This is a genomic window from Actinomadura logoneensis, assembly GCF_003428695.1.
Taxonomy (GTDB): domain Bacteria; phylum Actinomycetota; class Actinomycetes; order Streptosporangiales; family Streptosporangiaceae; genus Spirillospora; species Spirillospora logoneensis.
This window is the reverse complement of the sequence record NZ_QURH01000078.1, coordinates 1-22,284: the sequence shown is the minus strand read 5'-3', so window position 1 is coordinate 22,284 and position 22,284 is coordinate 1. Positions and strand designations below refer to the sequence as shown.

The following is a 22,284-nucleotide window of genomic DNA, read 5'->3' as shown; positions in this document are numbered from 1 at the left end:
GGGGGCCTCGTCCTGGAAGTTCGCCGAAGGAGCCGATGGCGCCGCCTGGTCCTGATAGGACAGGGCTTCCGACGCTGACCAGGAGGAACTTATGGGCATCTATGAGCACCTGACCGAGTTCGCCGGGCTTCCGGTCGCGGAGTTCGGACCGTCCGGGCACCTGTCCGACAAAGCCCTGGAGTCGCCCGCGTCGTACGCCTGGGCCGTCCGCGGCATGGGCGACGGTGTGGACGACTTCGGGACCGTCTGGGCGAACTTCCTGAGGACCGTCGACACGAGCGGCGTCACGGCGATCGTCGTCGGCTACTGGAGCCCCTACGACGAGGTCGACGTCCCGAGCCTGCTCGCCGGTTCGGCGTCCGCCCTCCCGGCCCTGCGCGCGCTGTTCGTCGGCGACATGACGGCCGAGGAGATGGAGATCTCCTGGATCCACCACGTCGACACCACGCCGGTGTTCACCGCCTTCCCGGAGCTGGAGCGGGTGGAGATCCGGGGTTCGGCGGGTCTGGAGTTCGAGCCGATCGTGAGCGACGCGCTGCGCGTGCTGCGGTTCGAGTCCGGCGGGCTGCCCGCGTCGGTCGTCCGGACCGTGGGACGCAGCACCCTGCCCAACCTGGAGCATCTCGACATGTGGCTGGGCGTCCAGGAGTACCTCGGCGACGCGACGGTGGCCGATCTCGAGCCGTTCCTGTCCGGCACGGCGTTCCTCCGGCTGCGCCACCTCGGCCTGGAGGACTCCGAGATCCAGGACGAGATCGCCGCCGCCGTCGCGGGCGCCCCGGTCGTGGCCGGGCTGGAGTCGCTGAGCCTGGCCATGGGCCTGCTGACCGACACCGGAGCCGAGGCGCTGCTGTCCGGTCAGCCCCTGACCCACCTGAAGAAGCTCGACCTGCACTACCACTTCTGCTCCGAGGAGATGGTCGAGCGCGTCCGGGCGGCCCTGCCCGGCGTGGCGGTGGACCTGGACGACCGGCACGTGTTCGACCCCGACGACGGCTTCTACGTCGAAGTGTCGGAGTGACCGCCCGCACGGCGGCGCGCGCCGGGCGGCCCACCCGAGTGGACGGCATTTGTCGGGCGGCACTGGTAGGACATGTCCCGACAGTGATCCGGAAAGGGACCCGATGACCATCCACGAACACCTGACCGAGTACGCCGGACTGCCCGTGGCGGGGTACGGCCCGGACGACGACCTCCTCGCCGAGGCCGTCGCCTCGCCGTCCTCGTACGCGTGGGCCGTCCGCACCTCCTACGACGAGGGCGACTTCGCGGACGTCTTCGCCCGGTTCCGCGAGGAGGTCGACACCAGCCAGGTCACGGCGCTGATCATCGGCTACTGGGGGGCGTCCTACGACGCGGGCAGCGCCGACGTCGGGGCGCTGCTCGCCGAGGCCGCCCCCGCCTTCCCGGCGCTGCGGTCGCTGTTCGTCGGCGACATCGTGATGGAGGAGGCGGAGGTCTCCTGGATCGAGCACGGCGACATCACGCCGGTCCTCAACGCCTACCCCGACCTGGAGCGCCTCGACGTGCGCGGCTCCCAGGACCTGGTCCTCGAACCGGTCAAGCACGGCGCGCTGCGCACGCTCCGGTTCGAGACCGGCGGGCTGCCCGCCGAGATCGTCCGGGCCGTGGGCGCCAGCGACCTGCCGAACCTCACCCGCCTGGACCTGTGGCTCGGCACCCAGAACTACGGCGGCGACGCCACGGTGGCCGACCTCGCGCCCGTGCTGTCCGGCGAGCGCTTCCCCGCCCTGCGCCGCCTCGGGCTCATGAACTCGGAGATCCAGGACGAGGTCGCCGTCGCCGTCGCGGGCGCCGCCGTCGTGGCCCAGCTGGAGACGCTCTCCCTCGGCATGGGCGTCCTGACGGACGCGGGCGCCGAGGCTCTGCTCGCCGGGCAGCCGCTCACCCACCTGAAGAAGCTCGACCTCGCGCACCACTTCCTCTCCGACGCCATGATGGAGCGCCTGCGCACGTCCCTGGAGGGCGTCGAGGTCGTGCTGGACGACCAGGAGAAGCCGGACGGCGACTTCTTCTTCATCGCCGTCTCGGAGTGACGCGGTGATCCGGGAGTCCTCCCTGACGGAGTTCGCCGGCCGGCCCGTCCACGACCTCGACGCGCCGGCCGACGGACAGTCCGACGACATCGCGGTCCCGGAGTGACCGTGTCCTTCACCGTCATCGGTTACCCGGGGGACCGGCGCGTCACGATGTTCGCGGACGCGTGCCGCGCCGCCGGTCTCGCCGCGCCGCACGTCGTCGGCTGGCCGGACGTGCTGCGCGGCGCGTTCTCGCTGCCCGCCGGGGTCCCGGTCCGGATCGACTCGCCCGGGGAGGACCCGGAGGCCGACGCCCTGCTGCGCGGGGGAGCGGCGCCGACCCTCACCGGCGGCGGGGCCCGCTGGTACGCGGGGTTCGTCGCCGGCCTGGACCGGATCGCCGACGCGGCGCGCGCCGCCCGCGCGCCGCTGCTGAACGATCCGGACGAGGTCGCCGTCATGTTCGACAAGCGGCTCTGCCACGCCCGGCTGGCCGCCGCCGGAGTCCCCGTCCCGCCCGCCCTGACCGGCATCGACGGGTACGCGACGCTGCGCGCCCGGATGGCGGAGGCGAAGGAGCGCCGCGTCTTCGTCAAGCCCGCGCACGGCTCGTCCGCCTCCGGAGTCATCGCCCTGGAGACGGCCCCGGCCCTCTCCTCCCCGACCGGCCCTACGGGCGCGACCGGCAGGGCCGGCACGCGGATCAAGGCGGTCACGTCGGCGGTGCGGCGGCCGGACGGGTTCCACAACTCGCTGAACGTCCGGACGTATCGGACGGAGGAGGAGGTCGCCGCGCTCGTCGACGCCCTCGCCCCGGACGGACTGCACGTCGAGCGCTGGATGCCGAAGGCCGGGCTGGACGGGCGCGTCCTCGACCTGCGGGTCGTGGTGGTCGGCGGCGTCCCGACGCACGCGGTCGTCCGCACCAGCACGGTCCCGATGACGAACCTGCACCTCGGCGGGCGTCGCGGCGACCTCGGCACCGTCCGCGCCGCGCTCGGCGCGGACGGCTGGCGCGAGGCGATGGACGTGTGCGCCCGCGCCGCCGCGTGCTTCCCGCGCAGCCTGATGGTCGGCGTGGACCTGCTCGTCGGCGTCGGCTGGCGGCGGTTCGCCGTCGGCGAGGTGAACGCGTTCGGCGACCTGCTGCCGGGCCTCCCCGGCCTCCCGGACGGACCGGCCACCGGAGTCGACACCTACACTGCCCAGGTCAGAGCCGCTATGTCTGCCTTGCCGGGATACGAATGCGCGACATGAACCAGATCGTCGGCACCCACGACGTGGTGCTGGTGACCCTCGACACGCTGCGCCTCGACGTCGCCGAGGAACTGCTCGCCGCGGGGGAGACGCCGAACCTCGCCGCCGTCCTGCCGGGCGGCCGCTGGGAGCGGCGGCACACACCTGGCAGCTTCACCTACGCCGCGCACGCCGCGATGCTCGCCGGGTTCCTGCCGACGCCCGTGGAGCCCGGTCCGCATCCCCGGCTCTTCGCCGCGGCGTTCCCCGGCAGCGAGACCACCGCGCCCGGCACCTGGACGTTCGACGCCGCCGACCTCCCGACCGGTCTCGCGCGGGCCGGGTACCACACGGTCTGCGTGGGCGGCGTCGGCTTCTTCAACAAGGCCACGCCGCTCGGCTCGGCGCTGCCGTCGCTGTTCGCCGAGAGCCACTGGGAACGGTCCTTCGGCGTCACCGACCCCTCCAGCCTGGACCACCAGATCGCCCGCGTCGAGGCGTCGGTCGCCGCGCTCGACCCGCAGCGGCGGTTGTTCCTGCTGCTCAACGTGTCCGCGCTGCACCAGCCCAACTGGTTCTACCTGGACGGCGCGACGCGGGAGTCCGGCGACACCCGGGCCAGCCACGCCGCCGCCCTGCGGTACGTGGACGCCCGCCTGCCCCGGCTGCTCGGCGCGCTCCGCCGCCCCTCCCTCGTGATCATCTGCTCCGACCACGGCACCGCCTACGGCGAGGACGGCCACGTCGGGCACCGCATCGGCCACGAGGTCGTATGGACCGTCCCCTACGGAGAGTTCGTTCATTCATGACCAGCCCCTACCAGGGTTACGTGTACGCCTACCCGCACAAGACCGCCTACCGGCCGCTCGACCCCGCGCCGTCGCTGCGCTCGGTCTGGGAGCACGAGGACAAGAGCGCCCTCTTCCTCTACCTGCACATCCCGTTCTGCGAGATGCGCTGCGGCTTCTGCAACCTCTTCACGCGCACGGGCGCGTCGGAGGACCTGACGGACGCCTACCTGTCGGCGCTCGAACGCCAGGCGTCCGCGACGGCCGACGCGCTCGGCGACGCGGCCTTCGCGACGGCCGCGTTCGGCGGCGGCACCCCGACCTACCTGACGGCCGCCGAACTCGACCGGCTCTGCGACATCGCGTCCCGCTTCGCCCCGCTCGGCTCGGTGCCGCTCGGCGTCGAGACGTCCCCGGCGACCGCGACCCCCGACCGGCTGCGCGTCCTGCGCGACCGCGGGACGACCCGGATCTCCATCGGAGTGCAGAGCTTCGTGGACGCCGAGGCGCGGGCCGCCGTCCGGCCGCAGAAGCGCGCCGAGGTGGACGCCGCGCTCGACGCCATCCGCGACGCCGCGATCCCCGTCCTCAACATCGACCTGATCTACGGGATCGCGGGGCAGACCGCCGAGAGCTGGCGCTACTCGCTCGACACGGCGCTGTCCTGGAAGCCCGAGGAGGTCTACCTCTACCCGCTGTACAAGCGCCCGCTGACCGGCCTTTTCCGGCTCGGCCGCGACTGGGACGACCACCGCCTCGCGCTGTACCGGCAGGGCCGCGACCACCTGCTCGCCGCCGGGTACGAGCAGGTCTCCATGCGCATGTTCCGCCTCCCGGTCTCGTCCGTCGGGGACACCGCGCCGGTCGAGCCCGCGGCCGGCGACCGGGCCGTGCCGCCCGCCGGGGGCACCGAGTACTGCTGCCAGACCGACGGGATGGTCGGCCTCGGTTGCGGCGCCCGCTCCTACACGTCCGAGCTGCACTACTCGTTCGAGTACGCGGTCGGCGCGACGGAGGTCCGCGCGATCATCGACGACTACGTCCGCGCGGACTCCTTCGGGACGGCCCGCGTCGGCTTCCGCCTCGACGCCGCCGAACGCCGCCGCAGGCACCTCGTCCAGTCGCTGCTCCAGGCGTCCGGCCTCGACCGCGCCGCCTACCGCGCGCGCTTCGGAACCGACGCGATGGACGACTTCCCGGACGACCTGAAGGGCTTCGCCGACCGCGAGTGGCTGCACGTCGGTCCCGACACGCTGCGGCTGACACCCGAGGGCCTCGCCTACTCCGACGCCATCGGCCCGTCCCTCTTCTCCTCCGACGTGCGCGCCCTCATGGACGCCTACGAGGCCCGCTGATGCCCGCCGTCCCGCTCCCCGACCCGGTGGCCCTCGGCTCCGCGGGCTCCGGCCGCGCCGGCTCCGCGCAGCCGCGCGGCGACGGCCACCTGACGATCCTCTACCGCGGGCCGCTCGCGAGCTGCGACTACGACTGCCCGTACTGCCCGTTCGCCAAGCGCCGCGACAGCGTCGAACAGCTCCGCGCCGACCGCGCCGCGCTGGAACGCTTCGCCGCCTGGGTCGCGGCGGCGGACCATCCGGTGTCCGTCCTTTTCACGCCGTGGGGCGAGGGGCTCGTCCGGTCCTGGTACCGGCGGACGCTGGTCGAGCTGAGCCACCTCCCGCACGTCCGCCGCGTCGCGATCCAGACGAACCTCAGCCACCGGACCTCCTGGACGTCCGACGCCGATCCGGCCCGGCTGGCGCTCTGGGCCACCTTCCACCCCGGCCAGGTGCCCTACGAGCGCTTCCTCGGGAAGGCGCGCGACCTGGCCGAACGCGGCATCCGCTACTCGGTCGGCATCGTCGGGCAGCCCGAGCACCTGGCGGACGCGCGCCGCCTGCGCGCCGACCTGCCCGACCACATCTACCTGTGGGTGAACGCCGCCGAAGGACGCACCTACACCGACGCCGAAGCGGCCGACTGGACGGCCGTCGACCCGCTGTTCGGCCACAGCCGCCACCCGCACCCGAGCCTCGGCCGCGCCTGCCGCACCGGCGACGACGTCGTGTCCGTGGACGGCGACGGGACGGTCCGTCGGTGCCACTTCGTCCCGACCGTCCTCGGCAACCTCTACGACGGGAGTTTCCGGGCGGGACTCGGCCCCCGGCCGTGTCCGCTGGACATGTGCGACTGCCACATCGGTTACGTCCACCTGGAACCGCTCGGTCTCTACGACGTCTTCGCCGGAGGAATCCTGGAACGCATCCCGAACCTCGCCTGACCGTCCGGCCGACCGGAACCGGCATGAGCGCCTGATCGGCGTGAGCACACGATCGGCGTGAACCCGTTCGGGCGCTCGCGGCAAGACACTTCCGGAGAAGATCGTCTTCCGGGAGGCCCCATGACCGTCTGGCGTACGCTCGCCGTGCTCTCCATCGCCGGTGCGGCGCTCACCGTGTCCGGGAGCCTGGGCGCCTACGGCTACTACTACCGGCTCCAGGCGAGCGTCCACCACGAGGACCCCGACACGGTGCTCGGCAAGGACCGTCCGAAGAAGCTGAACAAGTCGGTCAACGTGCTGCTGATGGGATCGGACTCGCGCAGCGGCTCCAACGCCAAGTACGGCCGCGGCCACCAGAACGAGGCGCCGAAGGCCGACAGCGTGATCCTCGTGCACCTCGCCGCTGGCGGTGGACGCGCCTACGGCGTCAGCATCCCGCGCGACCTGATGGTGCCGATCCCGTCCTGCCCGCAGAAGAGGGGCCCGGCGACGCCGCCGCTCAGCCTCGCGATGTTCAACTCGGCGTTCGGACGGGGCGGGCCCACCTGCACGATCAAGACGGTGGAGAAGTTCACCGGCATCCACATCGACCACTTCGTGGAGGTCGACTTCGCCGGGTTCAAGGGGCTGACGGAGGCGGTCGGCGGCGTCCCGATCTGCCTGTCGAAGCCCGTGCACGACCGCCGGGCCGGCCTCGACCTGCCGCGCGGCAGGAGCGTCGTGAAAGGCGAGACGGCGCTCGGTTTCGTCCGCGCCCGCTACTCGCTCGGCGACGGCACCGACACCCAGCGGATGAAGCGGCAGCAGCAGTTCATGGCGTCGTTCGCGCACCAGGCGATGAGCGGCGGGGTGCTGGCCGACCCGTCCCGGCTGAACAAGCTGCTCACCTCGGGCGCCCGGTCGATGACGACCGACCGGGCGCTCAGCCTGTCGGAGATGCTGCGGCTCGCCCAGGGCATGCGAGGGATGTCGGCGGGCTCCCTGAAGTTCACCACCCTGCCGTCGGCGCCCTGGTCCCAGAACAGGAACCGCGTCGCCATGACCCCGGCCGCCGCGCCCTTCCTCGCCGCCATCCGCGAGGACCGCGACCCCATGGCCACGCTCAAGCCCACGACCAGGCCCACGGTCAGGCCCCGCAAGACGCGCCCGGCCTCCGTGAGGACGCCGCAAGGCGACGAGATCCGCGCCAGCGACGACATCTGCCGCAAGACCTGGGGCTGACCACCAGCCGACCGACCGTCCCCGAAGGGGGGAGCGCCGGGGCTCGGCCGGTGGACAGCCGACCGCCCACCAGCGCGATCGGCGAGGCCGGAGACGGACGCGCCGACGAGTCGTGCCACGCCCCGGCCCGCATGGGCTCCGGCGGCGGTGCGGGCTTCGGGCGGGTCAGGTCTGCTTGAGCGGGTTGTAGTCGGCCGCGTCCACGCCGAACGTCCACGCCACGCCCTCGCGCGCGGTGCGGGTGGTCGGCGGGACCCGCAGGTGGTACTGCCGGTAGGTGCCGTCCGGCTCGGGCGTCGAGTTGACCACCTCGACCATCACCACCGGCTCGTCGTCCGGCAGGTCGATGCGCCACAGCACGCCCGTCTCGTCCCGGTGCACCGGCTTGGCCCCGGTCTCGGCGAGATAGCGGTCGTAGCCGAAGATCTCCAGCATGACCCGGCGCAGCTCGGCGTTGCTCTCCCGGTCGATCCGGCGCAGCTCGGCGTTGCTCTCCCGGTCGATGCGCCCGACGTCCAGGTCGGTGAGCGAGTCGACGAAGCCGGGCGGGATCGGCATGCCGCGCCACGCGTGCAGCGCGAGGCCGTCGGGGAAGGCCAGCGCGGGGCCGTCGCCCCGGTGCAGCCGTCCCGGCTCGTCCCGGTGCAGCTCGGACGGGCGCTCGGAGATGATCACCAGCCGCTCGTACGGCCACCACCAGCCCGCGTTCCGCGCCACCTCGGCGAGGCCGGGCGGCGGCGTGCCGAGCGCGTCGAACTGCGCCAGCCACGCCGCGTCGTGCTGGCCCAGGACGGCGTCGAGCGTGGCCGCCCGCAGCACCGACTCGGCGGCCGAGCCCTCCTCGCCCGCGAGGTCGCCGACGGCCTGCCGGATCCGCAGGACGAGCTGCTGGACCTTGTCCCACATCGGCGCGGCCGTGCGCGACCAGGACCGCGCCCACCCCTGCGGCCCGAGCTCGCCGTAGGCGGCGGCGCGCGCGGCCTCCCACGGCCGCGTCCGGACGGTCTCGCGCACGCTCGCACCCGCGTCGTCCGGCATGTCCGGCAGGTCGAGCCCGGCCTCGCGCAGCACGTCGCCCTTGCCCGCGAGGACCGCGGCGGCGAGCGCGCCCTGCGCGGGCGAGCCCACCCACACGAACCGTTCGGGGGCGGCGAGCCCCGCGGCGGTGTAGGCGGCGGCGACGCCCGCTTCGGCTCGCGCCCGGTCGCCGGGGCCGGTGGCGAACGCCGTCGCCTCCCAGGACAGCATCAGGTTCGCGTGGTCCAACTCGTTCACGGTTCTCCAAGGGGGTTGTGGGGGCGAGCGCAGGAGGACGGACGGCGTCCAAGGGGAGCCGTGCGCCACGAGCGTGCGGATCATGAGGCAGGGGGGACCGGCGGGGGAGTGTGCGCCCGGGCCGGTGGGACGTGCCGGTGGGACGTGCCGGTGGGACGTGCAGATGGACGTGCCGACGGCGCGTACGGGGAAGGTCGAAGAGGAGGAGGCGGGACGGTCAGTCGGCGACGACGCGGACGGCCCCCGGTATGTACTCGCGTTGCCGGACCACCCGGTACCAGCCCTTGGGCAGCGAGATCGCCGCATGCTCCTCGTGCCCGAGGCGTCCACCGGAGGGCAGGTGCAGGTAGTCGGGCGCGAACGGGTCCGGGTCGCGGCGCAGCGTGCCCTCGCAGGTCAGGGCGTGCGCGTGGCCGGTGGCCTCGCCGAGCGCGAGCACCATGCGGCCCCGTCCGTCGCGCGCCGCGGGCGGCAGCTCCCGGATGGCCTGCGGCACCGAGTCCTCGGCCACCGGGACGATGAGGATGTCTCCCTGTCGGTACATGCCACGAACGCTAGACCGCCCCTCCGACAATTCCCGGGCCGCCGGACCGCGCGGACACATGCCTCGCGCACGCCCGACACACTCTGTCGGGAAGGGTGTGTCTGCGCTCGCTCAGAAGCCGCGCTCGCTCAGAAGCCGCGGGTGCGGCGTGCGGCCGGGCGCGCCCAGCGGCCGGACGCGCTGAGGCCGACGCTCTGGAACGCCCGGACGAGTTCGTTGCCGAGGTTGACGCCCGCGCCCAGCGCGAGCGCGACCGACAGCGCCGCGACCAGGGTCTGCGCCCCCTGCTGCGCCGATCCCGTGTTCAGCTCGACCATCCCCCGGTATAGGAGCGTTCCAGGGAGCAGCGGCGAGATCGCCGGGACGATGTACGGCAGCGACGGGGCGTGCCGCCGCCGCGCGAGCAGGCTGCCGAACACCCCCACGACGATCGCCGAGACCGCCGACGCCAGCACCGGGGTGACCTTCCAGTTCAGCAGGACGACGTACAGCACCCAGATCAGTCCGCCGCCGAGCGCCGCCGGGATCAGCACGTCGCGCGGGACGGCGAGGCAGACCGCGAAGGTGAGCGCGACGAGGGCCGCCGCGATGATCGGGACCGGCCGCAGCAGCGCGGGCGACACCGGCATGTGCGCGACGTTGATGTCCACGTTGAGCCGGACGGCGACGTACACGACGACGCCGAGCCCGGCGACGATCGCGGCGATGATGAAGAAGACCTCCAGCAGCCGCGCGCCCGCGCTGACGAGGTCGCCGGTGATGCCGTCCTGGACGGACGCCACGAGCGGGCGGCCCGGCAGCAGCGCCAGGATCGCCCCGGTCACGATCGTGGACGCGTGCGCCTGGTGGCCCGCGGCGATCACCAGCGCGGCGGCGGTCGCGGCGATCGCGGCGGCCACCGTCAGCTGGAAGAACTCGGCGACGCCGCGGCGGGCGAGCGCGGCGGCGGTCCGGTCGCCGAACAGGGTCGCCACGAACGCGGTCGCGGAGACCAGCGGCCCGCCGCCGACCAGGATCGACGCCGCCGCCGCGATCAGCCCGAGGCACACCACCATCAGCCATGCCGGGTAGGGCGCGCGCCCGCGCTTGATCTCGTTCAGCCGGGTGCGCGCCTCGTCCAGTTCGAGCATCCCGATGGACGCCTCCTGGACGAGCTTGTGCAGCGCGGTCAGCCGCCAGTAGGCCGGGGTACGCCGCCGGATCGCCCGCGCGCCCGTCACCGGGGGCGCGCCACTGCCGGGGTGCGCCGAGACCAGGATGCTGGTGAAGGTGACCTGGACCTCGGCGCGCGGGACCTCGTAGGCCAGGGCGAGGCTCAGCATCGCCTCGTTCACGCGCTCGGTGGACTCGCCGCTGGCCAGGAGCAGTTCGCCGACGCGCAGCGTCAGCTCGATCGCCCTGGGGTCGAAACTCTCGCCGGGTTCGTCCTCGGGGGGTTCGGGCGGGTTGCCGTCCATCAGGACCACCCAGCTTTGGCGCAACCGCTCCACTGTCCGACCCATGCCCGAACAAACCCTCCCGCCCCAGCGATCACGATCCTGCACGCAGGTTACCCATGTCGCATTGGTGCTATACCGTCCGCGTCCTCCCGGGACCCCTGCGCCAAGGGCGCTGATCAGGGCCTCGCTACGCTGGTGACGAAGATCGCACCGGGACGCCGGAGGGGCGGGCCCGGAGCGCCCACGGCATCGGGGGGGATCCGAGCGTGCGCGTCGCGCTGTTCGTGACCTGCGTCAACGACACGCTGTTCCCCGGGACGGGACGGGCGACCGTCCGGCTGCTCGAACGGCTCGGTTGCCGGGTCGAGTTCCCGGAGGCCCAGACGTGCTGCGGCCAGATGCACTTCAACACCGGCTACCGCGAGGACGCGATGCCCTTGGCGCTGAGGGTCGGGGAGGTGTTCTCCGGGTACGACGCGGTGGTCATGCCGTCCGGCTCATGCGCGGCGATGGTGCGCGAGTGGTATCCGGCTCTCGGCGTTGAAGTGCCGTCCGGCGTCTATGAGCTGTCCGAATTCCTGGTGGACGTGTTGAAGGTCAAAGATGTAGGGGCCTACTTCCCGCACACCGTCACCTACCACCCGACATGCCATTCCCTGCGTTCCCTGCGTGTGGGAGACCGACCGCACTCGCTGCTCTCCGCCGTCCGGGGGCTGACGCTGCTGCCGTTGGGCGGAGCCGACGAGTGCTGCGGTTTCGGTGGGACGTTCTCTCTGAAGAACCCGGCCGTGTCCGCGGCCATGTGCACCGACAAGGTCCGCAACGTGCTGGACACCGGCGCCGAAGTCCTGTGCGCGACCGACAACTCCTGCCTGATGCACATCGGCGGGACGATGCGCCGGGAACGCGCGGGCGTACGGATGATGCACCTGGCGCAGATCCTCGCGTCGACAGAGGAGGACCCGGCATGAGCTCGACCTTCGTGGGGATGCCGCCGTTCCCCAAGGCGGCCTCCCGCGCCGTGGGCGACGCCCAGCTACGGCACAACCTCCGCAAGGCCACGCACACGATCCGCGACAAGCGCGCGGCCGTGGTGGCCGAGCAGCCCGACTGGGCCGCCCTGCGCGCCGCCGGGGCCGCGGTGAAGACGCGGGTCCTGCGCCACCTGGACGGTTACCTGGAGCAGTTGGAGGCGGCCGTCGAGCGGGCGGGCGGCCATGTGCACTGGGCCGCCGACGCGGCGGAGGCCAACCGGATCGTCATCGACCTCGTGCGCGCGACGGGGGAGACCGAGGTCGTCAAGGTCAAGTCCATGGCCACCCAGGAGATCGATCTCAACGAGGCGCTGGCCGAGGCCGGGATCACCGCGTACGAGACCGACCTGGCCGAGCTGATCGTTCAGCTGGGGGACGACCGGCCGTCGCACATCCTCGTCCCGGCCATCCACCGGAACCGGGCCGAGATCCGGGAGATCTTCCGGGTGGCGATGGCGGCGTGGGGCCGTCCCGCTCCCGACGACCTCACCGACGATCCACGCGCCCTGGCGGAGGCCGCCCGCCTCCACCTGCGCGAACGGTTCCTCACCGCGAAGGTCGGCATCTCCGGGGCCAACTTCGCGGTCGCCGAGACCGGCACCCTCGTCGTCCTGGAGTCCGAGGGCAACGGCCGCATGTGCCTGACCCTGCCGGAGACCCTGATCTCGGTCGTCGGCATCGAGAAGCTCGTTCCCACATGGCGGGACCTCGAAGTGTTCATGCAACTGCTGCCGCGATCCTCCACGGGCGAGCGCATGAACCCCTACACGTCCATGTGGACCGGGGCCGCCGAAGGGCAGGACTTCCACCTGGTCCTGCTGGACAACGGCCGCACGAAGGTGCTGGCGGACGGGGTGGGACGCCAGGCGCTGCGCTGCATCCGCTGCTCGGCCTGCCTGAACGTGTGTCCGGTGTACGAGCGGACGGGAGGCCACGCCTACGGTTCGGTGTATCCCGGGCCCATCGGCGCGATCCTGACTCCGCAGTTGCGCGGCCTCGGTTCAGAGCTGGACGCGTCCCTTCCCTATGCGTCCACCCTCTGCGGGGCCTGCTACGACGTCTGCCCGGTGGCGATCAACATCCCGGAGGTGCTTCTGCACCTGCGCGCCAAGGTCGGTGCTTCGGGCGCGCACAAGGTCGAGAAACTGACCATGCGCGCCGCCCGGCGGGTGCTCTCCTCTCCCGCGCTGCTGGCCGCGAGTCAACGCACCGCCGGCCGCTTCCGCCGGCTGACCCCGCGCCGCCTCCCCGGCCCCTTGGCGGCATGGACGGATACCAGGGACGTACCGGCGCCCCCACCGCAGTCGTTCCGCGAGTGGTGGGCCTCTCGGGAGGAGCAGAAATGAGCTCGCGAGAGACGATCCTCGCGCGCGTGCGATCGGCGCTCGCGGACATCCCCTTCGCCGAGACACCGGACGCGGTTCCCGTGCCCCGTGACTACGCCCGGACGAGAACCGGGCCCGACCTGATCGAGCTGCTGCGGGACCGGCTCGTCGACTACCGCGCCACCGTCCACCTCGACACCCCGGTCGCCGAACTCGCGCGCGCACGAGGGCGGCTCATGGTTCCGCCGGGTACGCCGGACGAATGGCTTTCGGGGGTGGACGTCGTCCGCGACGACCCGCCCCTCTCGCCCGCCGAACTCGATCGACTGGACGGCGTCCTCACCGGCTGCGCCGTCGCCATCGCGGAAACCGGGACGATCGTGCTGGACGGCGGCGAGGCCCAGGGACGCCGGGCCCTGACCCTCGTCCCCGACCACCACCTGTGCGTGGTGCGCCGGGACCAGGTGGTCCGGACCGTGCCCGAGGCGCTGGAACGGCTGGACCCGACGCGTCCGCTGACCTGGATCAGCGGGCCTTCCGCCACCAGCGACATCGAGCTGAACCGGGTCGAGGGCGTGCACGGGCCGCGCACCCTGGAGGTCGCGATCATCTGATCACCCGCGCGGGCCCCGGCGGGCCGGGGCGCGTTATCCACAGAACGCGGTTCTGGTGCTGGGGCGTCGGTGACGGCTGGTACCAAGGAGGCATGACTGACGCGACGACGACCGACGCCCTCCGCGACGACGCGGAGCGCTGCCTGCGCGGCCTGGCCGGGGCGGGCGCCCGGCTCCGCGACGACCAGTGGACCGCCATCCGCGCCCTGGTCGTCGAACGCCGCCGCGCCCTGGTCGTCCAGCGCACCGGCTGGGGCAAGTCCGCGGTCTACTTCGTCGCCACCCGGCTGCTCCGCGACCGCGGTGCGGGCCCCACCGTGATCGTCTCGCCGCTGCTCGCGCTGATGCGCAACCAGATCGAGGCCGCCGAGCGCGCCGGCATCCGCGCCCGCACCGTCAACTCCGCCAACACCGACGCCTGGGACACGGTGTTCGCCGAGGTCGAGGCGGGCGAGGTGGACGTCCTGCTGGTCAGCCCCGAACGCCTCAACAACCCCGACTTCCGCGACCAGGTCCTGCCCCGCCTCGCCGCCGGCGCCGGGCTGGTCGTGGTCGACGAGGCGCACTGCATCTCCGACTGGGGCCACGACTTCCGGCCCGACTACCGCCGCCTGCGCACCCTGCTCGCCGACCTCCCGCCCGGCATCCCCGTCCTCGCCACCACCGCCACCGCGAACGCCCGCGTCACCCAGGACGTCGCCGAGCAACTGGCCGGCGTCCACCCCTCCGACCCCACCGACCCCACCGCCCCCTCGGATACCGCGCCCCTGGCCACGGACCCCGCGGCAGGGACGGGCGCGGAGGCGGTGGCGGCCCTGGCGTCCGAGGGGGCGCTGGTCCTCCGCGGCCCGCTGCAGCGCGACTCGCTGCACCTGTCGGTGGTCGAGCTGCCCTCGGCCGACCGGCGGGTGGCCTGGCTCGGCGAGCAGCTCGACGCGCTGCCCGGCTCCGGCATCGTCTACACCCTCACCGTCGCCGCCGCCCACGAGATCGCCGGGTACCTGCGCGACCGCGGCTTCGCCGTCGCCGCCTACTCCGGGCAGACCGACCCCGAGGAGCGCCTCCAGGCCGAGCGCGACCTGCTCGACAACAAGCTCAAGGCGCTGATCGCCACCAGCGCCCTCGGCATGGGCTTCGACAAGCCCGACCTGGGCTTCATCGTGCACGTCGGCGCGCCCCAGTCGCCCGTGGCCTACTACCAGCAGATCGGCCGTGCGGGCCGTGGCGTCGACCGCGCCGAGGTGATCCTCCTCCCCGGCCGGGAGGACCGCGACATCTGGGCCTACTTCGCCGGCCTCGCCTTCCCGCCCGAGCCGGTCGTCCGCACCACCCTGGAGGTCCTCGCCGCGGCGGGCCGGCCGCTGTCCACCTCCGCGCTCGAACCGATGGTCGACCTCGGCCGCTCCCGCCTGGAGATGATGCTCAAGGTCCTGGACGTGGACGGCGCCGTCCACCGCGTCAAGGGCGGCTGGGAGTCCACCGGCCGCCCCTGGGAGTACGACCGCGCCCGCTACCAGCGGGTCGCCGCCGAGCGCGAGCGCGAGCAGCGCGCGATGCTCGACTACATCGCCACCACCGGCTGCCGGGAGGAGTTCCTGCGCCGTCAGCTCGACGACCCGGCCGCCGCCCCCTGCGGCCGCTGCGACAACTGCACCGGCGTCCACCGTCCGGCCGAGGTCTCCGCCGAGAGCACCGCCGGCGCCCGCGACCGCCTCCACCGCCCGGGCGTGGACGTCCAGCCCCGCCGCATGTGGCCCACCGGCGTCAAGGACGACCTGGGCGTCTCGGGCCGCATCCCGGCCACCGAGCAGGCCGAGGAGGGCCGCGTCCTCGGCCGCCTCACCGACATCGGCTGGGGCAACCGCCTGCGCGCCCTGTTCGCCGACCAGGCCCCCGACACCGACGTCCCGCCGGACATGTTCGACGCCGTGGTGAAGGTCCTGTCCGCCTGGGACTGGAGCACCCGTCCGGCCGCCGTGGTCTCGGTCGGCTCCCGCAGCCACCTCCGCCTGGTGACCAGCCTCGCCGCCCGGCTCTCCGAGATCGGCCGCCTGCCCTACCTCGGCGAACTCACCCCTGTCGGCGATCCCGGCCCACGCCGCCACAACAGCGCCCAACGCCTCCGCTCGGTCTGGACGTCCCTCGCCCTCTCCGACGAACTCGCCGACGCCGTGGTCCGGGCGGAGGGCCCCATCCTCCTGGTGGACGACCGCATCGACACCGGCTGGACCATGACCGTCGCCACCCGTCTGCTCCGCCAGGCCGGCGCCCCCGCCGTCCTCCCCCTGGCCTTGGCGGTCCCGTCCTGACCCACCCAACGCAGCCCACCCGAAGGGAGCATCGATGAACGAGCCCCACCCGCCCTAGACGGCAATCAACACCACCCATTTGGCTCTCCCCTCGCTGTCCGCCCATGACCCTCCGGACGTTTTCTGGACGGCCCTCCGCCCTGCGCCGCCGGACCGAACGCTCACGGCCGCCGCCGCTCGGCGAGACCGTATCCGGCGCGCCGCGGGGCCTGGGGGCACATCTCGGGAGGTCGGCGTCGTGCGGGAAAGCGGAGGGCTGTAGCTTGCCGGGGTGAAAAATGATGTCGAACTGGTGATCTTCGACTGCGACGGCGTGCTCGTGGACAGCGAGCCCATCGCGGTGCGGGTGCACTCGGCGGTGCTGACCGAGCTGGGCTGGGCCGTGAGCCATCAGGACGTGATGGAGCGCTTCGTCGGCCGCTCCACGGCGTCCATCAACGAGATGATCGAGGCGCAGCTCGGGCCCGAGCTGACGGTCGAGGCGGAGCGCCGGTTCAAGCGGCTCCACGCGGAGGCGGTGGACACCGAACTGCTGGCCGTCGAGGGCATCGAGGAGGCGCTGGACGGGATCGGGCTGCCGTTCTGTGTGGCGTCCAGCGGCAGCCACGACAAGATGCGGCACACGCTCGGCCGCACCGGCCTGCACGCGCGCTTCGAGGGCCGGATCTTCAGCGCGACGCAGGTCGCGCGCGGCAAGCCGGAGCCGGACCTGTTCCTGTTCGCCGCCGAGCAGATGGGCGTACGGCCCGAAGCCTGCGTGGTCGTCGAGGACAGCCGGTACGGGGTCCAGGCCGCGCGCGCCGCGGGCATGCGCTCGTTCGGCTACGCGGGCGGCCTCACCCCCGCCGAATGGCTCGAAGGCCCGGGAACGATCGTCTTCGACGACATGCGCAAGCTCCCCGAACTCATCGACCAGCTCCGCCTGACCGGCTGACCGGCTGACCACCTGACCGCCTGATCGTTCCGCGTGACCGCCTGACCGGCTGCGTGATCCCCTTGGCCGCCTATCATCCGATCGCCTCACCTGGCGGTTGGATGGCGTGGGCCGTCTGCGGCGGGGCTGGTGGGAGCCTTCCTTGTGCTGGCGGAGACGTGACGGCTTCTCCAGCCGCGGCCTGCCGTTGCGCTCTACGAGCGGACGCGGGTCACCATTCGGGGGCGGTGAGGAGGGCGGCCAGGTGGTCGGCGGTCGCGGCGATGGCGTCGAGGGCGGGGCCGCTGCGGACGACGGTGAAGCCGTGCCGGCGGGCCCAGAACGCCGCCTGGACGGCGTGCAGCTGAGCCCAGCGGTGGACGCGGTCGCGGTCGAGTTCGGCCGATTCGGCGAAGAGGGCGATCGCTCGGCGGAACGCCCTGCCGTGGTCGTCGGACCGCAGCAGGGACAGGGCCCGCGCCTTGAGGAGCGGTCCGATGTCGTAGGCCGGATCTCCCGCGCAGCCCTTGGGGTCGATGGCCAGCCAGGGCTCACGCTCCCCACGCAGGACGTTCCCGGGGTGCAGATCTCCGTGGACGAGGGTGTCCGGCTGGCTGCCTCCGAGATCCTCGGCGGTCGCAATGGCGGCGTCCACGACCCGCCGGGGCATCCCGTGCGGCAGTTGCTCGGCGTCCTTGCGCAACTGGTCGGCCCACGCGGCGGCCTGGTCCCGCAGCCGGGGGACGTCCGGGGGAGCGGGGACGGCGAGCCGGCGGCCGAGCCTCCCCGCGACCCGGATGATCTCGTCGTCGTCCCCGAGAGCGTCGAGGGTGGACGGGCCCGCCCGCTCCAGCAGCATCGCGAACCGCGCGTCGTCGCGTTCGTGGAGCAGCACCGCCCCGCGGCCCGCCCACGCCGCGAACGCGTCCGGCTCGTGCACGTTGCCCGGATGTGTGAACGACACCTTGAGGACGCGAGGTCCGCCGGGCGCCCGCACGGGGACGACGATCCCCACCCCGCCGTGCAGGACGGCTCCGTCCGGGACGCACTCCCAGCGGCACAGCAGCTCGTCCACGATCCGCGGCAGCCCGGCGAGCCAGCGTGCTCCGGATTCGCCCTCCCGGGCGACCGTGGCGTCCGCGAACGCCTGCGGCACGTCGATCATCGGAGTCCTCTGCGCGGCGACGACAGGACCCGGCGGCCGGAGGGGCCGCGGACCCGGGCGTCGTGGGTCAGTGGATGGGGTTGTCCAGCACGTCCAGCGACGGGCGGGCGCCGAGGTGCTGGAGGGCCTGGGCGGCGAGGCGGTTGCCGGACGCCAGGGCCTCGGCCGGGGGCTTGCCGTCGAGCCACGGCGGCAGGAAGCCCGCGATGAACGCGTCGCCCGCGCCGGTGCCGTCCACGATCTTCTCGACCGGGTCGGCGGCGACGGTGACGGCGTCCGGGCGGCCGTTGGTGTACCAGAGCGAGCCCTCCGCGCCGTTCTTGATCACGACCTGGGGGTACCAGGCGGTGAGCACCTTGGCGGCGGCCTCGGGGTTGTCGCGGCCGGTGAGGACCTCGGCCTCGGCGGCGTTGACGACCAGCAGCCGGGCGCCCTGCGTCCACTCCAGGAACGGCTCGGCGCCCATCCGCTTGAGCGGCGAGGACGACGCGCCGTCCACCGACACCGACATCTGCGCCTGGCGGGCGAGGTCGAGCGCGTGGATGGCGGCCTTGCGGGAGCCCTCGTTGATCAGCGAGTAGCCGGAGAGGTGGAAGTGCACGCCCTGGGTGAACAGGTCCTTGCAGCGCTCGATGTCCTCGGGGAGCAGCGCGCTGTTGGCCCCGGGGTCGGACAGCATCGTGCGGTCGCCCTTGTGCGTGACCAGGACCACGCAGGTGCCGGTCGGGCGCTCGGAGTCCATCACCAGGCGGGCGTCGACGCCGGAGCCCATCAGCTCCATGTCGCGGTTGCGGCCCGCGATGTCGGAGCCGCGGCGGCCGACGAAGGCGACCTCCGCGCCCTCGAGCGCGAGCCAGGCCGCGACGTTGGCGCCGGACCCGCCACCATGGCTGGTGACGGCCGCGGGCGTGTCGCTGCCCTTCGCGAGGGGGTAGGCGGCACGTGCCACGGTGTCGGTCATCAGGTCGCCAACCACGACTACCCGGGTCATGGGGTCATCACCTCGATCAACACGGCCCGCATGAGCGGCGGAGTGGGCGTAGGCAGGGCGTTGGGCGGAGTTCGCGCGGGGCAGGGCGTAGGCACGACCGTAACAGCTCTTGACCTCAGATGAGGTCTCGAACGCGCGGCGATGCCCGAGGGCATGCCGCCGCGCGCCGTCCGGACCGGTGCATTCACGGTCGAGGCGGGCGCGGGCCACGGCGGCCCGTGGCCTAGTCTCGGGTGCGTGAGCGGGGAGAGCAAGCGGGACCAGCCGGACCAGCGTGACTATCCGGACCACTGGGAGGCCGACGTCGTCCTCACCGACGGCGGCACGGCGCACCTGCGGCCGATCCGGCCGGAGGACGCCGACCTCCTGCGGTCCTTCTACGCCCGGCTGTCGGCGGAGACGATCTACTACCGGTTCTTCTCGCCGCGCCCGCACCTGTCCGACCGTGAGATCGCGCACTTCACCACCGTCGACCACGACCGCCGGGTCGGGCTGATCGCCACGATCGGCGGCGACATGGTGGCGGTCGTCCGGTACGACCGGCTCACCGACCGCCCCGAGACGGCCGAGGTCGCCTTCCTCGTCGAGGACGCGCACCAGGGCCGCGGCCTCGGGGCCGTCCTGCTGGAGCACATCGCCGCCGCCGCCCGCGAGCGCGGCCTGCGCCGCTTCGTCGCCAGCGTCCTGCCCGACAACCGCCGGATGACGCGGGTCTTCCGGGAGGCGGGCTACCGGGCCGAGCAGCGCTTCGAGGACGGCGTGATCGAGCTCGTCCTCGACCTCGAACCCACCGAGACGTCCGTGGAGGTCACGTCCGCGCGCGAGCACCGGGCCGAGGCGCGGTCCATCCAGCGGCTCATGACCCCTCGTTCGGTCGCCGTCGTGGGCGCCAGCCGGGCCGAGCACAGCGTGGGCCAGACCGTCCTACGGAATTTGCTCGGCGGGGACTTCACCGGACCCGTATATCCCGTGCACCCCACGGCAAAGGCCGTTGCGGGAGTGCGCGCGTACGAGTCCGTCCTCGACATCCCGGACGACATCGACCTGGCGGTGGTGGCCGTCCGGGCGAACGCCGTGCACGAGGTCGTGGAGCAGTGCGCCAGCAAGGGCGTCCATGGGCTCGTCGTGGTTTCGTCGGGATTCGGTGAAGCCGGGCCGGAGGGACGTGCGCGGCAGGAGGAACTCGTCCGCCTGGCACGCGCCTGGGGGATGCGTGTGGTCGGGCCCAACTGCCTTGGCATCGCCAACACCGACCAGGACATCCGCCTGAACGCGACCCTCGCGCCAACGCTCCCCGGACGTGGCCCAGTGGGGTTCTTCTCGCAGTCCGGCGCGCTGGGCACCGCGATCCTGCAGCGGACGGCCGAACGCGGGATCGGCCTCTCCACGTTCGTCTCGGCCGGAAACCGCGCCGACGTCTCCGGCAACGACCTCATGCAGTACTGGGAGGAGGACCCGGCCACCAAGGCCGTCCTGCTCTACCTCGAATCCCTGGGAAACCCGCGCAAGTTCGCGCGCCTGGCCCGGCGGTTGTCGCGGCGCAAGCCGATCGTCGCGGTCAAGAGCGGACGCAGCACGCAGGGCGTCCCGCTCGGGCACGCGGCGCGCGCGCTGAGCCTGCCCGACCACGCCGTGAGCGCGCTGTTCGCGCAGGCGGGGGTCATCCGGGTCGAGGACCTCTCCGAGCTGTTCGACGTGGCCCAGCTGCTCGCCTACCAGCCGCTCCCGGCCGGGGACCGCATCGCGATCATCGACAACTCCGACTCGCTGGGCCTGCTCGCCCAGGACGCGGCGGTCGCCCACGGCCTGCGCGTCCGCCCGCCGGTGGACCTGGGCCCCCTCGCGGACGCGGACGCGTACGAGGCGGCCCTCGCGACCGCGCTGCGCGACGAGAACGTGGACGCCGTCGTCGCGCTGTTCACCCCGCCCACGATCGGCGGCTACGACGTGCGCGTCCCGGAGAAGATCCTGCGGCTGGCGGCCGGGTCGTCCAAGCCGATCGTGGCGACCTACCTGGGCCACAAGGGCATGCCCGCCGACCTGCGGATCACCGCGCCGGACGGCAGCGCCGCCGCCGGATCCGTGCCGTCCTACCCGGCCCCCGAGGACGCCGTCCGGGCGCTGGCCTACGTGATCCGGTACGCGCAGTGGCGGCAGCGCCCGCCGGGCCGCGTCCCCGACCAGGTCACCCCGGAGGACCGCCGCCGCGCCCGCGCGCTGGTCGGCGGCTGGCTGTCCGGGCTGCCCGTGGACGCCGCCCCCGTCGCCGCCTCGCGCGCACAGGCCGCCGAGCTCCTGGCCTGCTACGGCATCGCCGTCGCGGACGCCGACCCGTCGCCCGACCCGTCCGCCGAGGCGCTTCTCGGCGGGGAGGGCCTGCGCGGGCCTGAGCCGGACCGTGACGGCCCGGGGGTGCCCGTCCGGATCGTGACCTCGGAGGACCCGTCGTTCGGCGCCGTGGTGTCGTTCGGGCTCGCGGACGAGACCGCCGCGCTGCTGGACGACCGCGCCTACCGGCTCGCGCCGCTCACCGACGCCGAAGCGGCCGAGATGGTCCGCGCCATCCGGACCGCGCCGCTGCTGCTGGGCCACCGGGGCGCGGAACCGGTGGCCGTGTCCGCCGTGGAGGATTTGCTGCAGCGCGTCGCGCGGCTCGGCGACGACCTGCCCGAGGTCGCCCGGCTGGAGCTGAACCCGGTGGTCGCGGACGCGTCCGGGGTCTCGGTGCGCGGCGTCCGGTTGCGCCTGCAACGACCCATGGGTCCCCGCCCCGAACTCGGCCCCCGCCGCCTCGGCTGAGCGGGCCGAACCCGATCAGAATCGGCTGATCAGAGTCGGCTGAGCGGAGCCGGCTGGGTGGAGGCCCGCTTCAGCCCACGGCGAACGAGGTTCCGTCCGAGCACGGCACCGACCAGGGCCGGTAGGACCTGGCCGCAGGCTCAGAAGGCGCTTCGTCGCCGGAGTCGGAGCTCTGTCAGGACGGCGGGCCCGGAGCCGGGCCGGGCTCAGGGGGCACCGGATCCGGCGCGGGACCCGGCGGCACCGGATCGGGCGCCGGCCCCGGCGGGACGGGGTCGGGCGCCGGGCCTGGCGGGACCGGCCCCGGCGAC

General features: G+C 73.3%; 18 protein-coding genes. 13 read left to right on the top strand and 5 right to left on the bottom strand.

Translation table 11 applies throughout. The features are described from left to right. Positions 1–91: 91 nt before the first annotated feature. From DZF91_RS03780 to DZF91_RS03750, 7 genes are all read left to right on the top strand, one after another. The gene (locus tag DZF91_RS03780) at positions 92–1,021 is read left to right on the top strand and encodes an STM4015 family protein (RefSeq protein WP_117356102.1); all 930 of its coding nucleotides are present in this window, start codon (positions 92–94) and stop codon (positions 1,019–1,021) included. 103 nt (positions 1,022–1,124) lie between these two features. Continuing rightward, the gene (locus DZF91_RS03775; protein ID WP_117356101.1) at positions 1,125–2,057 is read left to right on the top strand and encodes an STM4015 family protein; all 933 of its coding nucleotides are present in this window, start codon (positions 1,125–1,127) and stop codon (positions 2,055–2,057) included. 108 nt (positions 2,058–2,165) lie between these two features. Beyond that, positions 2,166–3,296 carry an STM4014 family protein gene (locus DZF91_RS03770; RefSeq protein WP_117356114.1) on the top strand — a complete coding sequence of 377 codons (1,131 nt, stop codon included), beginning with the start codon at positions 2,166–2,168 and terminating at the stop codon, positions 3,294–3,296. Beyond that, positions 3,284–4,084: an STM4013/SEN3800 family hydrolase gene (locus tag DZF91_RS03765; protein WP_199486388.1), complete on the top strand. Its 801-nt coding sequence runs from the start codon at positions 3,284–3,286 to the stop codon at positions 4,082–4,084. Before DZF91_RS03770 ends, DZF91_RS03765 begins: the two co-directional genes overlap by 13 nt. Next, positions 4,081–5,418: an STM4012 family radical SAM protein gene (locus tag DZF91_RS03760; protein ID WP_117356100.1), complete on the top strand. Its 1,338-nt coding sequence runs from the start codon at positions 4,081–4,083 to the stop codon at positions 5,416–5,418. Before DZF91_RS03765 ends, DZF91_RS03760 begins: the two co-directional genes overlap by 4 nt. Continuing rightward, complete coding sequence (locus DZF91_RS03755; RefSeq protein WP_199486387.1) at positions 5,418–6,344, top strand: STM4011 family radical SAM protein; 927 nt, start codon at positions 5,418–5,420, stop codon at positions 6,342–6,344. Before DZF91_RS03760 ends, DZF91_RS03755 begins: the two co-directional genes overlap by 1 nt. A gap of 120 nt (positions 6,345–6,464) precedes the next feature. Then, the gene (locus tag DZF91_RS03750) at positions 6,465–7,565 is read left to right on the top strand and encodes an LCP family protein (RefSeq protein ID WP_117356099.1); all 1,101 of its coding nucleotides are present in this window, start codon (positions 6,465–6,467) and stop codon (positions 7,563–7,565) included. Positions 7,566–7,730: 165 nt separating this feature from the next. Here DZF91_RS03750 and DZF91_RS03745 read toward each other — a convergent pair whose 3' ends face one another. The 3 genes from DZF91_RS03745 to DZF91_RS03735 all read right to left on the bottom strand — a co-directional run bounded on the left by DZF91_RS03745 (position 7,731) and on the right by DZF91_RS03735 (position 10,886). Next, positions 7,731–8,840: a DUF6745 domain-containing protein gene (locus DZF91_RS03745; RefSeq protein ID WP_235834063.1), complete on the bottom strand. Its 1,110-nt coding sequence runs from the start codon at positions 8,838–8,840 to the stop codon at positions 7,731–7,733. A gap of 217 nt (positions 8,841–9,057) precedes the next feature. Further along, positions 9,058–9,384, bottom strand: coding sequence for a hypothetical protein (locus tag DZF91_RS03740; RefSeq protein ID WP_117356098.1), 327 nt, complete (start codon positions 9,382–9,384; stop codon positions 9,058–9,060). 128 nt (positions 9,385–9,512) lie between these two features. Then, on the bottom strand, positions 9,513–10,886 hold the full coding sequence (locus tag DZF91_RS03735; protein ID WP_235834062.1) for a threonine/serine exporter family protein: 1,374 nt from the start codon (positions 10,884–10,886) through the stop codon (positions 9,513–9,515). Between the two features lie 203 nt (positions 10,887–11,089). Between DZF91_RS03735 and DZF91_RS03730 the strand changes: the two genes are divergently transcribed. The 5 genes from DZF91_RS03730 to DZF91_RS03710 all read left to right on the top strand — a co-directional run bounded on the left by DZF91_RS03730 (position 11,090) and on the right by DZF91_RS03710 (position 17,039). Further along, a complete protein-coding gene (locus DZF91_RS03730) occupies positions 11,090–11,794 on the top strand; it encodes a (Fe-S)-binding protein (protein WP_117356097.1) in 705 nt (234 codons plus the stop codon). Beyond that, positions 11,791–13,203, top strand: coding sequence for a lactate utilization protein B (locus tag DZF91_RS03725; RefSeq protein ID WP_117356096.1), 1,413 nt, complete (start codon positions 11,791–11,793; stop codon positions 13,201–13,203). Before DZF91_RS03730 ends, DZF91_RS03725 begins: the two co-directional genes overlap by 4 nt. Then, complete coding sequence (locus DZF91_RS03720; protein WP_117356095.1) at positions 13,200–13,796, top strand: LutC/YkgG family protein; 597 nt, start codon at positions 13,200–13,202, stop codon at positions 13,794–13,796. The genes DZF91_RS03725 and DZF91_RS03720 overlap by 4 nt, the downstream gene beginning before the upstream one ends. Positions 13,797–13,888: 92 nt before the next feature. After that, positions 13,889–16,105, top strand: a complete 2,217-nt coding sequence (locus DZF91_RS03715; protein WP_117356094.1) for a RecQ family ATP-dependent DNA helicase — start codon at positions 13,889–13,891, stop codon at positions 16,103–16,105. 271 nt (positions 16,106–16,376) lie between these two features. Beyond that, complete coding sequence (locus tag DZF91_RS03710) at positions 16,377–17,039, top strand: HAD family hydrolase (RefSeq protein WP_117356093.1); 663 nt, start codon at positions 16,377–16,379, stop codon at positions 17,037–17,039. Between the two features lie 211 nt (positions 17,040–17,250). On the opposite strand, the gene DZF91_RS03705 is transcribed toward DZF91_RS03710, so the two are convergent. Together DZF91_RS03705 and DZF91_RS03700 are read right to left on the bottom strand one after the other, a co-directional pair. Further along, the gene (locus DZF91_RS03705) at positions 17,251–18,183 is read right to left on the bottom strand and encodes an aminoglycoside phosphotransferase family protein (RefSeq protein ID WP_117356092.1); all 933 of its coding nucleotides are present in this window, start codon (positions 18,181–18,183) and stop codon (positions 17,251–17,253) included. A gap of 67 nt (positions 18,184–18,250) precedes the next feature. Next, the gene (locus DZF91_RS03700; protein WP_117356091.1) at positions 18,251–19,174 is read right to left on the bottom strand and encodes a carbohydrate kinase family protein; all 924 of its coding nucleotides are present in this window, start codon (positions 19,172–19,174) and stop codon (positions 18,251–18,253) included. Between the two features lie 237 nt (positions 19,175–19,411). Between DZF91_RS03700 and DZF91_RS03695 the strand changes: the two genes are divergently transcribed. After that, positions 19,412–21,973 (top strand): bifunctional acetate--CoA ligase family protein/GNAT family N-acetyltransferase, encoded by a 2,562-nt coding sequence (locus tag DZF91_RS03695; protein ID WP_235834061.1) that lies wholly within the window; start codon positions 19,412–19,414, stop codon positions 21,971–21,973. The last annotated feature ends 311 nt before the right edge of the window (positions 21,974–22,284 follow it).